This is a genomic window from Pseudomonas sp. LARHCG127 (genome assembly GCF_052871455.1).
The window spans coordinates 65,191-78,516 of sequence record NZ_JBIXJT010000021.1; the positions used below are offsets into that span (position 1 = coordinate 65,191).

Consider the following 13,326-nt stretch of genomic DNA (forward strand, 5'->3'; position numbering starts at 1 on the left):
CTAAACTGCGCATTCAGCCTTTAAGGAGTTTGACCCGATGAGCCGTATCGAAACCGACAGCCTTGGCCAGGTTGAAGTCCCGGACGACGCCTACTGGGGCGCCCAGACGCAGCGTTCCATGATCAACTTCGCCATTGGCAACGAACGCATGCCGCTGTCGGTGCTGCATGCCCTGGCCCTGATCAAGAAGGCCGCCGCGCGGGTCAATGATCGCAATGGCGACCTCCCCGCCGACATCGCCCGCCTGATCGAGCAGGCCGCCGACGAAGTGCTGGACGGCCAGCACGACGACCAGTTCCCGTTGGTGGTCTGGCAGACCGGCAGCGGGACCCAGAGCAACATGAACGTCAACGAGGTGATCGCCGGGCGCGCCAACGAACTGGCCGGCAACCCCCGCGGCGGCAAGAGCCCGGTGCACCCCAACGATCACGTCAACCGCTCGCAGAGTTCCAACGACTGCTTCCCCACCGCCATGCACATCGCCGCCGCCCAGGCTGTCCATCAGCAATTGCTGCCGGCCATCAGCGAACTCTCCGGCGGCCTCGCGGAACTGGCGGCGCGGCACATGAAGCTGGTCAAGACCGGCCGCACCCACATGATGGATGCCACGCCAATCACCTTTGGCCAGGAACTGTCGGCGTTCATTGCCCAACTCGATTATGCCGAACGGGCGATCCGCGCCGCGCTGCCGGCCGTCTGCGAGCTGGCCCAGGGCGGCACGGCCGTGGGCACCGGGCTCAATTCACCCCATGGTTTCGGCGAAGCGATTGCCGCTGAATTGGCGGCGCTCTCGGGCCTGCCGTTCGTCACCGCACCGAACAAGTTCGCCGCGCTGGCCGGCCATGAACCCCTGACGTCCTTGTCCGGCGCCCTGAAGACCCTCGCCGTGACCCTGATGAAGATCGCCAACGACCTGCGCCTGCTGGGCTCAGGCCCCCGGGCCGGCTTCGCCGAGGTGAAATTGCCAGCCAACGAACCGGGCAGTTCCATCATGCCTGGCAAGGTCAACCCGACCCAGTGCGAAGCCTTGTCGATGCTGGCCTGCCAGGTCATGGGCAACGACGTGACCATTGGTTTTGCCGCCAGCCAGGGGCATTTGCAGTTGAACGTGTTCAAACCGGTGATCATCCACAACCTGCTGCAATCGATTCGCCTGCTGGCCGACGGCTGCAGCAACTTCCAGCAGCACTGCATCGCGGGCCTCGAACCGGACGCCGAGCAAATGGCCGCGCACCTGGAACGTGGGTTGATGCTGGTGACCGCACTGAACCCGCATATCGGCTACGACAAGTCAGCGGAAATCGCCAAGAAAGCCTACGGCGAAGGGCTGACCTTGCGCGAGGCGGCGCTGCAACTGGGGTACCTGACCGATGAAGAATTCGATGCCTGGGTGAGGCCGGAGAATATGTTGGAGGCCGGTAGCCAGGGCTAACGCCATCCACTGTGGGAGCGAGCTTGCTCGCGATAAGGCAGGCAGGCTCGACATCACTGTTGCCTGTCAGGCCGCTAATCGCGAGCAAGCTCGCTCCCACAAAGGGGCTAACGCCCCACACGTCGGGCCTTGAGCCCGGCGATCAACGAGGGGCCCAGGGCGACCAGCGCCGAACCCAGCACCACCAGCACCGCCCCGCCATAGCCCAGCAGGTTGATCTGCTCGGCATGGACATAATCAGGCCACCACCAGGCCGCCATCGCCACCGCGGAGAAGGTCACCAGCGGCGTGATCGCCAGGGTTGCGCTGACCCGCGACGCTTCCCAATGGGCCAGGGCTTCGGCAAACGCGCCATAGGCAATCAAGGTATTGAGGCAACAGGCGAGCAACAACCAGCCTTGCAGCGGGCTCAATTGCAGCGCCTCCAACGGATGCACCCAGGGCGTGAGCAGCAGCGCGCAAAACAGGTAGATCACCATCATCACCTGCAGCGAATTCCACACCGTCAACAATTGCTTCTGGCCCAGGGCGTAGAACGTCCAGACCGTCGATGCCAACAACACCATCAACACCCCGGCGGTGTATTCGCTCAGGGAAGTCAGCAACTCGCCCAGGCGCTGGTTGAAAAACAGCGTGAAACCGATCAGCAGCACCAGCAAGCCAATGCCCTGCCCCACGCTGAACCGCTCCTTGAACACAAACAGGCTGGCGACCAGCAACATGATCGGCCCCATCTGCACCACCAATTGCGCGGTGCCGGGGCTCAAGCGGTTCAGGCCCATCAGGTACAACACGTAGTTGCCCACCAGCCCGAGCACCGCCATCGCCACCAGCCAGCCGCCGCGAGGGCCGAGGACCTTGCGACTGGGTAGGCGCCGGGTCGCCGCCAAATAAATGAACAGCAAACCGCCGGACACCAGCAAGCGAAACCAGGTCACGGTAACCGGGTCCATCACTTGCAGCACTTGCTTGAGCTTGATCGGCAGGATTCCCCAGAGCAGGGCCGTCAACAGGGCGAGGAACAAACCGTAGACCCAGCGACCGGACGATATGTGCATGCAACCCTCGAAGCCCAGGACAAAGAACGCCCATTCTAGGCATCTATTCGCCCAGCGACACAGGAACAGTTGCGGATTAATTGAATCGATACCGACATGGCACATGGCCGCCTATCGGCTGACCAAGCAGCGGTCCACGCCAGCCTCTAAACTTCACTCAACCTGATCCCGCCGCCCCTTTTGGAGCCCCTCATGCTTGGCAAACGCGCCCAGGACCTCGCCCCTGCGATGGTCTTTCCCAGTGACCGGATTTGCCGAATAAACGGCGAATTTTACTTCAACACCCGGGAAGGCACCCAGGAAGGGCCATTCGCCAATCGCGAGGAGGCGTTGCGGGAGGTGGAAGCGTATGTACAGCGGATGCTGCAACTGACTCAGGTCGCCAGCTAGCACCATACTCCTGTGGCGAGGGAGCTTGCTCCCGCTGGGTCGCGAAGCGGCCCCCCTGCCTATCAATAAACCGCATCGACAGTTTGGCGCCTGCTTCGCAGTCGAGCGGGAGCAAGCTCCCTCGCCACAAAAGCTCTGTGCAAGCATACTTTTTGCGGTTATCTCACCGCCTCGAACAACCCCGTAGCCCCCATCCCGCCGCCCACGCACATGGTCACGATGCCGTAGCGCAGGTTGCGCCGTTGCAACTCACGCACCAGATGCCCGACTTGCCGGGAACCGGTCATGCCGAACGGATGGCCGATGGAGATCGAGCCGCCGTTGACGTTGTATTTCTCTGGATCGATTTCCAGCCGGTTGCGGCTGTACAGGCACTGGGAAGCAAACGCCTCGTTGAGTTCCCACAGGTCAATATCGGCGATCTGCAAGCCCTTGGCCTTGAGCAGCTTGGGCACTGAAAATACCGGGCCGATGCCCATTTCGTCCGGCTCGCAACCGGCCACGGTGAAACCGCGGAAAAACGCCTTGGGCTTGAGCCCCAGCGCCAGGGCCTTTTCCAGGCTCATGACCAAGGTCATCGAGGCGCCGTCGGACAACTGCGACGAGTTACCCGCCGTCACCGAGCCGTCTTCGGCGAACACCGGCTTCAGGCCCGCCAGGCTTTCATAGGTGGTGTCCGGGCGGTTGCAATCGTCATGATCGACCACGCCTTCAAGAATCTGCACCGCACCGGTCTGCTTGTCCTCGACCCGGTACTTGACCGCCATCGGGATAATTTCATCATCGAACAATCCCGCCGCCTGGGCCTTGGCGGTGCGTTGCTGGCTCTGCAAGGCGTAGCGGTCCTGCTCCTCGCGGCTGACCTGGTAACGGCGAGCGACGATCTCCGCTGTCTGGCCCATGGGGAAATAAATCCCGGGCACTTGCTCCTTGAGCAGTGGGTTGACCAGGTTGTCGGTATTGACGCTTTTCATCGTCAGGCTGATGGATTCCACACCGCCCGCCACAATGATGTCGCTGCAACCGGAAGCGATCTGGTTGGCGGCGATGGCAATGGCTTGCAGGCCCGAGGAACAGAAGCGGTTGAGGGTCATCCCGGCCGTGCCGATGCCCAATCGCGAGAGCACCGCCACGTTGCGCCCGATGTTGTAGCCCTGGGCGCCCTCATTGGAGCCGGCCCCGACGATGCAATCCTCGACACTGGCCGGGTTGATGTCGTTGCGCGCCAACAAGGCATCGACGCAATGGGCCGCCATGTCGTCTGGACGGGTCATGTTGAACTTGCCACGAAAGGACTTGGCCAGGCCGGTCCGTACGCTGTCGACGATCACCACTTCACGCATGGCTGTACCTCATTGTTCTGGTCGGTTGAGAGTGAATCGAGCATAGATCCACTGGATAACCGACCGCGACAATCATTCACCTCGCGTATGCGTACCCATCGCCCTAGCGCTTCTTCTTGCGAGCCTGTTTTGCGCTGCGCTCGAAAGCCGCCTCCAATGCCTGGTTGAGGGTGCGCAGTACCTTGACCCGCGCCCAGCGCTTGTCGTTGGCCTCCACCAAGGTCCAGGGGGAAATCTCGGTGCTGGTGCGGTCGACCATGTCGCACACTGCGGCGCGGTAGGCGTCCCACTTGTCGCGGTTGCGCCAGTCATCCTCGGTGATCTTGAAACGCTTGAACGGGATTTCCTCGCGCTCCTGGAAACGCGCCAGCTGGGTTTCCTTGTCGATGGCCAGCCAGAACTTGACCACCACCACACCAGCGTCGGCGATCTGCTCCTCGAAGTCGTTTATTTCCCCGTAGGCCCGCAGCCAGTCGGCCTGGCTGCAAAAACCTTCGACCCGCTCCACCAGCACCCGGCCGTACCAGGAGCGGTCGAACATGGTGAACTTGCCGCGCGCGGGGATATGCCGCCAGAACCGCCACATGTAGGGGTGGGCGCGCTCCTCTTCCGTGGGCGCGGCAATCGGCACGATGCTGTATTGGCGTGGGTCCAGGGCCGCCGCGACCCGCCGGATCGCCCCGCCCTTGCCCGCCGCGTCATTGCCTTCGAACACCGCCACCAGGGCATGTTGGCGCATGCGCTTGTCCCGCAGCAGGCCGGCGAACCGCGCCTGCTCGGTGATCAGTTGTTCTTCGTAGTCAGCCTTGTCCAGGCGCCGGGTCATGTCCAGGCTGTCGAGCAGCGTGACCTGCCCGTCCAGCTCGGGCAGCGGCGCCACACTGACCTTTTGCGGTTTGATCTTCGACCGGTCCAAGGCCTGGCGCAAACCGTCGAGCAGGATCCGCCCGACGGTGAGGCTGCGATAACAGCTGTCCATGCCTTCGATCACGTGCCACGGCGCGTAATCGCGGCTGGTGCGGCGCAGCACCCGCTCACCGTATTTGACGAACTTGTCGTAGGTCTGGGACTGCTGCCAATCCAGCGGGCTGATGCGCCAACTGTGCAGCGGGTCATCCTTGAGCCCCTTGAGCCGGGCCTTCATCTGCTTCTTGGAGAGGTGGAACCAGAACTTGAAGATCAGCGCGCCTTCATCGCAGAGCATTTTTTCCAGGCGCTCGGCACCGGCGATCGCCTGGTCGAGTCGTGGGTCCTTGAATTCGCCATGGACCCGGCCCTGGAGCATCTGGCTGTACCAGTTGCCGAAGAAAATCCCCATGCGCCCCTTGGCCGGCAGCATCCGCCAATAGCGCCACGCGGGAGGCCGCGCCAGTTCCTCGTCGGTCTGCTGGTCGAAGGTGCGCACTTCAATCAGCCGTGGGTCCATCCATTCATTGAGCAACTTCACCGTCTCGCCCTTGCCCGCGCCTTCGATGCCGTTGATCAACACGATGACCGGAAACCGGCCCTGCTGCTGCAACTCGAACTGCGCTTCCAACAGCGCTTCACGCAGGGCGGGCACCTCGGCCTCAAAGGTGTCTTTATCGATCACATGGCCGATTTCAGCGGATTCAAACATGGGCAGCTCCTTCCGGGGATGGCTCAAGACTAGCGGATTGGATGCGGCCCTGTGCAGCAGATTCCATTCAGATGCGCGCTGTGTTGCGATGGGTCAAGCAAGCCGATACCGATCGGCTAGAATGGCCGCTCAGTTTTGACCGAGCCTGCCATGACGCCCATCCAGCAACACGCCCAACTCGACTGGGATGATCAGGGGCGCCCGCGTTCGCGGGTGTTCGACGATGTGTATTTTTCCGATCAGTCGGGCCTGGATGAAACCCGTTATGTGTTCCTCGAGCAGAACAACCTGGCCGAGCGCTTCGCTGCGCTGGCCGCTGGCGGGCGGCTGGTGATTGGCGAAACCGGGTTTGGCACCGGCTTGAATTTTCTCTGTGCCTGGCAATTGTTCGAACAGTGCGCGCCAGCAGGCGCTCGGCTGCACTTCGTCAGCGTCGAGAAGTATCCCTTGAGCCCCGAAGACTTGCGCCGGGCCCTTGCCCTGTGGCCGCAACTGAGCCTTCAAGCGGAACAATTGCTTGAGCAGTACGTGGCGATCCACCAGGGTTTCCAGCGCCTGGTCCTGGCCAATGGCCGGGTGACGCTGACCTTGTTGATCGGCGATGCCCTGGAGCAGTTGCCGCAGTTGGACGGGCAGATCGACGCCTGGTTCCTCGACGGCTTTGCGCCGGCCAGGAACCCCGAGATGTGGACCGCCGAGCTGTTCGCCGAACTGGCCCGGCTGGCCGCACCCGGCGCTACCCTCAGTACCTTTACCAGCACCGGTTGGGTTCGGCGGTTGCTGAACGCGGCGGGCTTCAAGATGAAGCGCACACCGGGCATTGGCCATAAATGGGAAATCCTGCGCGGCGTGTTTCTTGGCTGGCCCGAGCAGGCACCCGCGCCGTCCCTGGCAAAACCCTGGTACGCCCGTCCCTTGCCGCCCACCGGCGAGCGTCGGGCCTTGGTCATCGGCGGTGGCCTGGCCGGGTGCGCCAGCGCGGCGAGTCTCGCCGCCCGTGGTTGGCAGGTGACGCTGCTGGAGCGTCATGCCGGGTTGGCCGAGGAAGCTTCCGGCAATCCCCAGGGCGTGCTGTACCTCAAATTGTCGGCCCATGGCACCGCGTTGTCGCAGATGATCCTCAGCGGCTTCGGCTACACCCGCCGTGTGCTGGAGCAACTGCAACGCGGCGTTGACTGGGATGCCTGCGGCGTCTTGCAACTGGCCTTCAACAGCAAGGAAACCGAGCGCCAGGCGCAACTGGCCGAGGCGTTCCCAGCGGACTTGCTGCATTCACTGGATCAGTCCGAGGCCCAGGTTCGCGCCGGTATCGGCCTGGCCTGTGGCGGCTTGTTTTATCCCGAAGGCGGTTGGGTGCATCCGCCGGCGCTGTGTCGCTGGCAAGCCTCGGGGCCGGCAATTGATGTGCGACCCCATCATGACGTGCTGCACCTGCGCCGAGTCGACGGCCAATGGCAGGCATGGGACGGCGAACGCTGCCTGGCCAGTGCGCCAGTGGTGATTCTCGCCAGTGCTGCCGAGATCAAACGCTTCGAACCTGCCGCTGGTTTGCCGCTCAAGCGCATTCGCGGGCAAATCACGCGATTGCCGCAAACCAGCCGCAGCCAGAGCCTGGCGACGGTGGTCTGCGCCGAAGGATATGTGGCGCCGCCGCGGCTGGGCGAACATACCCTGGGCGCCAGTTTCGATTTCAACAGCGACGACCTGACCCCCACCGCTGCCGAGCATGCCGGCAATCTGCAGATGCTCGAAGAGATCTCCCACGACCTGGTGGAGCGCCTGGATGCTGGCACCCTGGACCCGCACCACCTCGAAGGCCGCGCGGCGTTTCGTTGCACCAGCCCGGATTACCTGCCGATTGTCGGACCGCTGGCCGAGCGCCAGGCCTTCACCGAGGCTTACGCTGCCCTGGGCAAGGATGCGCGCCAAGTGCCGGACGCCCCCTGCCCATGGCTCGATGGCCTGTACATCAACAGCGGCCACGGTTCCCGCGGCCTGATCACCGCGCCCCTGTCGGGCGAACTGATCGCCGCCTGGCTGGACAACGACCCCCTACCACTGCCCCGCAGCGTAGCCGAGGCCTGCCATCCGAACCGGTTCGCGTTGCGGGCCTTGATTCGGGGCAAGACCTGACACCCATTTAAAGTGCCCCCCCATCCCCTGTGGGAGCGAGCTTGCTCGCGATGGCAGTGGATCAGTTGGCATCTGAGCTGACTGACCCACTGCCATCGCGAGCAAGCTCGCTCCCACAGGTTCCTCTTATTTCGTGAGGCATGCGGCAACCCCCACCCACCGGCTTATAACGCATCGATCTAAAACTCACAGCAATCCCTCCGGTCAGTTTCAGAGTACCCGCCCTTTCGGCGCGTGCTGCTTGACCCCTCCCCAACGGAAACACCGGTAAGGACTTATGTGCGGATTAGCTGGAGAGTTACGTTTCGATCAACAACCTGCGGACCTTGCGGCCGTAGAGCGAATCACCCATCACCTGGCCCCTCGCGGCCCTGATGCCTGGGGTTTTCATAGCCAGGGACCGATTGCCCTCGGCCACCGACGCCTGAAAATCATGGACCTGTCGGACGGCTCGGCCCAGCCGATGATCGACAATCAATTGGGCCTGTCACTGGCCTTCAACGGCGCGATCTACAACTATCCGGAGCTTCGCACCGAGCTGGAAGGCCTGGGCTACACCTTCTACTCCGGTGGCGACACCGAAGTGCTGCTCAAGGGTTACCACGCCTGGGGCGAAGCGCTGCTGCCCAAGCTCAACGGCATGTTCGCCTTCGCCATTTGGGAGCGTGATGCCAAGCGGCTATTCATCGCCCGCGACCGCCTCGGCGTCAAGCCGCTGTACCTGTCGCGCACCGGCCAGCGCCTGCGCTTCGCCTCGGCATTGCCGGCGCTGCTCAAGGGCGGCGACATCAATCCGATGCTCGACCCGGTGGCCCTCAACCATTACCTTAATTTCCACGCGGTGGTCCCGGCGCCCCGCACCTTGCTGGCCGGTGTTGAAAAACTGCCGCCCGCCACCTGGATGCGCATCGAAGCCGACGGCACCACCGAGCAGAAAACCTGGTGGACCCTGCCCTACGGCCCTCACGCCGATGAACAGCACCTGAACCTGGAAGACTGGATCGATCGCGTGCTCGACAGCACCCGGGAAGCGGTTGCCATTCGCCAGCGCGCCGCCGTGGATGTCGGCGTGCTGCTGTCCGGCGGCGTCGATTCAAGTATGTTGGTGGGCCTGTTGCGGGAAGTCGGCGTCGAGGACTTGTCGACATTCTCCATCGGCTTCCAGGATGCCGGCGGCGAGCGCGGTGACGAATTCCAATATTCGGACCTGATCGCCAAGCACTACGGCACTCGCCACCACCAACTGCGCATTGACGAAAAAGAGATCATCGAGCAACTGCCCGCCGCGTTCCGCGCCATGAGCGAGCCGATGGTCAGCCACGACTGCATCGCCTTCTACCTGCTGTCGCGGGAAGTGGCCAAGCATTGCAAAGTGGTGCAAAGCGGCCAAGGCGCGGATGAGCTGTTCGCCGGTTATCACTGGTACCCGCAGGTCGATGGCGCCAGCGATCCGTACGCCGCCTATCGCGCGGCATTCTTCGACCGCAGTTACGAAGAATATGCCGCCACTGTGCAGCCCAACTGGTTGACGGCCAACGACGCGGCCGGGGACTTCGTCAAGGAGCATTTCGCCCAACCCGGCGCCGATGCCGCGGTGGACAAGGCCCTGCGCCTGGACAGCACGGTGATGCTGGTGGACGACCCGGTCAAGCGCGTCGACAACATGACCATGGCCTGGGGCCTGGAAGCGCGCACACCGTTCCTCGACTATCGCCTGGTGGAACTCTCGGCCCGGGTCCCGGCGAAATTCAAGTTGCCCGATGGCGGCAAGCAGGTGCTCAAGGAAGCCGCCCGACGGGTGATTCCCAGCGAAGTGATCGACCGCAAGAAAGGCTATTTCCCGGTGCCGGGCCTCAAGCACCTGGAAGGCGACACCCTGGCCTGGGTTCGCGAACTGCTGCTGGATCCGAGCCAGGACCGCGGCCTGTTCAACCCAGCCATGCTCGACCGCCTGCTCACCGACCCCAACGGGCAACTCACGCCGTTGCGCGGTTCGCGACTATGGCAGCTGGCGGCGCTGAACCTGTGGCTCAGCGAGCAAGGAATCTGATCGATGAAACCTCACGCAACTGTTCACAACCAACGCCTCTTGCGCGGCCAGGCGCCCTCCTATGAACGCCTGCAGGCACGCCTGGCCGAAGACGGCAGCGAATTGGGCGCCGACCCGATCGCGGTGCATTGCGGCTGGGGCCGACTGCTGATCGGCCACACCTTCCCGGACGCGGCGTGCCTGGCCCGGGAACTGCTCAACGAACAACCCGGCGAACGCGACATTGCCTTGTACGTGGCCGCGCCCCAGCAGGTGCTGGGGCTGGAACCGGCGCAACTGTTCCTCGATCCATCCGACACCTTGCGCCTGTGGTTCAGCGACTATCGCCAGTCCACCCGGGTGTTTCGCGGCTTCCGCATTCGCCGCGCCCAGAGCGAGACCGACTGGCAGGCCATCAACCAGCTCTACCAGGCCCGGGGCATGCTGCCCATCGACCCGCTGCGACTGACCCCGCGTCACGAAGGCGGACCGGTGTACTGGCTGGCTGAAGACGACGATACCGGTGCGGTGATCGGCAGCGTCATGGGCCTGAATCATCAGAAGGCCTTCAACGATCCGGAAAACGGCAGCAGCCTCTGGTGCCTGGCCGTCGATCCGCAATGCCCGCGACCCGGTGTCGGCGAAGTGCTGGTGCGTCACCTCATCGAACATTTCATGAGCCGTGGCTTGAGCTACCTCGACCTGTCGGTGCTGCACGACAATCGCCAGGCAAAAAATCTCTACGCCAAACTCGGCTTTCGCAACCTCTCGACCTTCGCCATCAAGCGCAAGAACGGCATCAACCAGCCGTTGTTCCTTGGGCCCGGCCCCGAGGCGGAGTTCAATCCATATGCGCGGATCATCGTCGAAGAAGCTCACCGGCGCGGCATCGAAGTGCAGGTGGACGATGCCGAGGCCGGCTTGTTCACCCTGGTGCACGGCAGCCGCCGGGTGCGCTGCCGCGAGTCCCTGAGCGACCTGACCAGCGCCATCAGCATGACGCTGTGCCAGAACAAAAGCCTGACCCACAAGGTGCTGAAAAACGCCGGCCTGAACCTGCCGGCGCAACAGCTGGTGGGGAACGCCGATGACAACCTGGCGTTTCTCGATGAGCACGAACGGGTGGTGGTCAAGCCGCTGGACGGTGAACAGGGCCAAGGCGTGGCGGTGGACCTGCGTACCATCGAGGAGGTGCAGAGCGCCATTGAAGCGGCTCGGCAGTTCGATAGCCGGGTGCTGCTGGAGAGCTTCCACGAAGGACTGGACCTGCGCATCCTGGTGATCGGCTTTGAAGTGGTGGCGGCGGCGATCCGGCGCCCGGCGGAGGTGATCGGCGACGGCCGGCACACCATCGGTGCCCTGATCGAAGCCCAGAGCCGCCGACGGCAGGCCGCGACGGGTGGTGAAAGCAAGATACCGATGGACGCCGAGACCCTGCGCACCCTCAATGCGGCGGGGTACGACTACGACAGCGTCCTGCCGGCCGGAGAGCACCTGTTCGTACGCCGTACAGCGAACCTTCATACCGGCGGCGTCCTGGAAGATGTCACCGGTATCCTGCATCCGACCCTTGCCGATGCGGCGGTCCGTGCCGCACGGGCGCTGGACATCCCCATGGTCGGCCTCGACCTGCTGGTGCCGGCGGCCGATCAACCCGAGTATGTGTTCATCGAAGCCAACGAACGCGCAGGTTTAGCCAACCACGACCCCCAACCCACCGCCGAGCGTTTTGTGGATCTGTTGTTTCCTCATAGCCAGACGGTGGCTTAGCAGAGGTGTGGTGTCTGAACAGTCCCCATCGCGAGCAAGCTCGCTCCCACAGGGTTCTGAGGCGCACTGCAGATCCCATGTGGGAGCGAGCTTGCTCGCGATGAGGCCAGTTCAGGCACCCATCATCCACAGCCGAACACACTCATCGAAACCATCGATGCGCTCAACCCATCAGGAGTTTCCATGATCAGTAAGATTCCCGAACCGGATCTCGAATACCTGCAAAAGGTCCTGCTGGAAATGCTCGCCATTCCCAGCCCGACCGGCTTCACCGACACCATCGTGCGCTACGTCGCCGAGCGGCTCGAAGAGCTGGGTATCGCCTTCGAAATGACCCGTCGTGGCACGATCCGCGCCACGCTCAAAGGCCGCAAGAGCAGCCCCGACCGGGCCGTGTCGGCGCACCTGGATACCATCGGTGCCTCGGTGCGGGCCATCAAGGACAACGGTCGCCTGACCCTGGCTCCGGTGGGGTGCTGGTCCAGCCGGTTTGCCGAAGGCAGCCGGGTCAGCTTGTTCACCGACACCGGCGTGATTCGTGGCAGCGTGCTGCCATTGATGGCATCCGGTCACGCGTTCAACACCGCCGTGGATGAAATGCCCATCAGTTGGGACCACATCGAATTGCGCCTGGACGCCTATTGCGCCACCCGCGCCGATTGCGAAACCCTGGGAGTGGGCATCGGCGACTACGTGGCCTTCGACCCCTTGCCGGAATTCACCGAAAGCGGTCACATCAGCGCCCGGCACTTGGACGACAAGGCCGGGGTCGCGGCACTGCTGGCGGCGCTCAAGGCGATTGTCGACAGTGGCGAGGAACTGCTGATCGACTGTCACCCCCTGTTCACCATTACCGAGGAAACCGGCAGCGGCGCAGCGGCCGCATTGCCCTGGGACGTCAGCGAGTTCGTCGGCATCGACATCGCGCCCGTCGCCCCTGGCCAGCACTCGAGCGAACATTCGGTCAGTGTGGCGATGCAGGACTCCGGCGGCCCTTACGACTATCATCTGTCGCGGCATTTGCTGAAACTGGCCAAGGAGAACGACATCTCGGCACGCCGCGACCTGTTCCGCTATTACTTCAGCGACGCTCATTCGGCCATCACCGCTGGCCACGATATCCGTACCGCCCTGCTCGCCTTCGGCTGCGACGCCACCCATGGCTACGAACGCACCCACATCGACAGCCTGGCCGCCCTTAGCCGCCTGCTCGGCGCCTACATCCTCAGCCCACCGGTGTTCGCCAGCGACGCGCAACCGGCCCAAGGCTCCCTGGATCGCTTCAGTCACCAGATCGAGCACGATGCCCAGATGGAAAGCGATACCCGGGTGCCGTCGGTGGACAGCCTGGTGGGGCAGCGGTCGGATAATTGATCCAGCGCTTTCATTGCCTGGTCTATTGCCATCGCGAGCAAGCTCGCTCCCACCCCCGGTGTCAGGCTAGTTGTCGCCTCTCCAAATTCCTAAAAGCATTTCGGGGGCGGCAAGAGTATGGTCATGCCTTTCTATTCACCTGAACGTAAAGCCGCGTTGCTGAAAATGATGCTTCCGCC

At 63.3% G+C, this 13,326-nt stretch carries 9 protein-coding genes; 6 read left to right on the plus strand and 3 right to left on the minus strand.

Annotated elements, in window-relative coordinates:
• Positions 1-37 precede the first annotated feature (37 nt).
• Positions 38-1,432: a class II fumarate hydratase gene (locus tag ACIPQ1_RS26415; RefSeq protein WP_053183039.1), complete on the plus strand. Its 1,395-nt coding sequence runs from the start codon at positions 38-40 to the stop codon at positions 1,430-1,432.
• Between the two features lie 107 nt (positions 1,433-1,539).
• Here ACIPQ1_RS26415 and ACIPQ1_RS26420 read toward each other — a convergent pair whose 3' ends face one another.
• The gene (locus ACIPQ1_RS26420) at positions 1,540-2,490 is read right to left on the minus strand and encodes a DMT family transporter (protein WP_411386839.1); all 951 of its coding nucleotides are present in this window, start codon (positions 2,488-2,490) and stop codon (positions 1,540-1,542) included.
• Positions 2,491-2,682: 192 nt separating this feature from the next.
• Here ACIPQ1_RS26420 and ACIPQ1_RS26425 point away from each other — a divergent pair, with 192 nt between their 5' ends.
• On the plus strand, positions 2,683-2,880 hold the full coding sequence (locus ACIPQ1_RS26425) for a DUF6316 family protein (protein WP_186704705.1): 198 nt from the start codon (positions 2,683-2,685) through the stop codon (positions 2,878-2,880).
• A gap of 158 nt (positions 2,881-3,038) precedes the next feature.
• Here the strand turns inward: ACIPQ1_RS26425 and ACIPQ1_RS26430 are convergent, their stop codons facing one another.
• Positions 3,039-4,223, minus strand: a complete 1,185-nt coding sequence (locus ACIPQ1_RS26430) for a thiolase family protein (RefSeq protein WP_446535043.1) — start codon at positions 4,221-4,223, stop codon at positions 3,039-3,041.
• Positions 4,224-4,326: 103 nt separating this feature from the next.
• Positions 4,327-5,841 carry a polyphosphate:AMP phosphotransferase gene (gene pap, locus ACIPQ1_RS26435; RefSeq protein WP_446535044.1) on the minus strand — a complete coding sequence of 505 codons (1,515 nt, stop codon included), beginning with the start codon at positions 5,839-5,841 and terminating at the stop codon, positions 4,327-4,329.
• A 150-nt stretch (positions 5,842-5,991) separates the two neighbouring features.
• Between pap and mnmC the strand changes: the two genes are divergently transcribed.
• From mnmC to ACIPQ1_RS26455, 4 genes are all read left to right on the plus strand, one after another.
• Positions 5,992-7,974, plus strand: a complete 1,983-nt coding sequence (gene mnmC / locus ACIPQ1_RS26440) for a bifunctional tRNA (5-methylaminomethyl-2-thiouridine)(34)-methyltransferase MnmD/FAD-dependent 5-carboxymethylaminomethyl-2-thiouridine(34) oxidoreductase MnmC (RefSeq protein ID WP_446535045.1) — start codon at positions 5,992-5,994, stop codon at positions 7,972-7,974.
• Positions 7,975-8,251: 277 nt separating this feature from the next.
• Positions 8,252-10,024, plus strand: a complete 1,773-nt coding sequence (locus ACIPQ1_RS26445; RefSeq protein ID WP_446535046.1) for an N-acetylglutaminylglutamine amidotransferase — start codon at positions 8,252-8,254, stop codon at positions 10,022-10,024.
• 3 nt (positions 10,025-10,027) lie between these two features.
• Positions 10,028-11,773, plus strand: a complete 1,746-nt coding sequence (gene ngg / locus ACIPQ1_RS26450; RefSeq protein ID WP_411386834.1) for an N-acetylglutaminylglutamine synthetase — start codon at positions 10,028-10,030, stop codon at positions 11,771-11,773.
• 183 nt (positions 11,774-11,956) lie between these two features.
• A complete protein-coding gene (locus tag ACIPQ1_RS26455) occupies positions 11,957-13,147 on the plus strand; it encodes an osmoprotectant NAGGN system M42 family peptidase (protein WP_284739109.1) in 1,191 nt (396 codons plus the stop codon).
• Positions 13,148-13,326 lie beyond the last annotated feature (179 nt).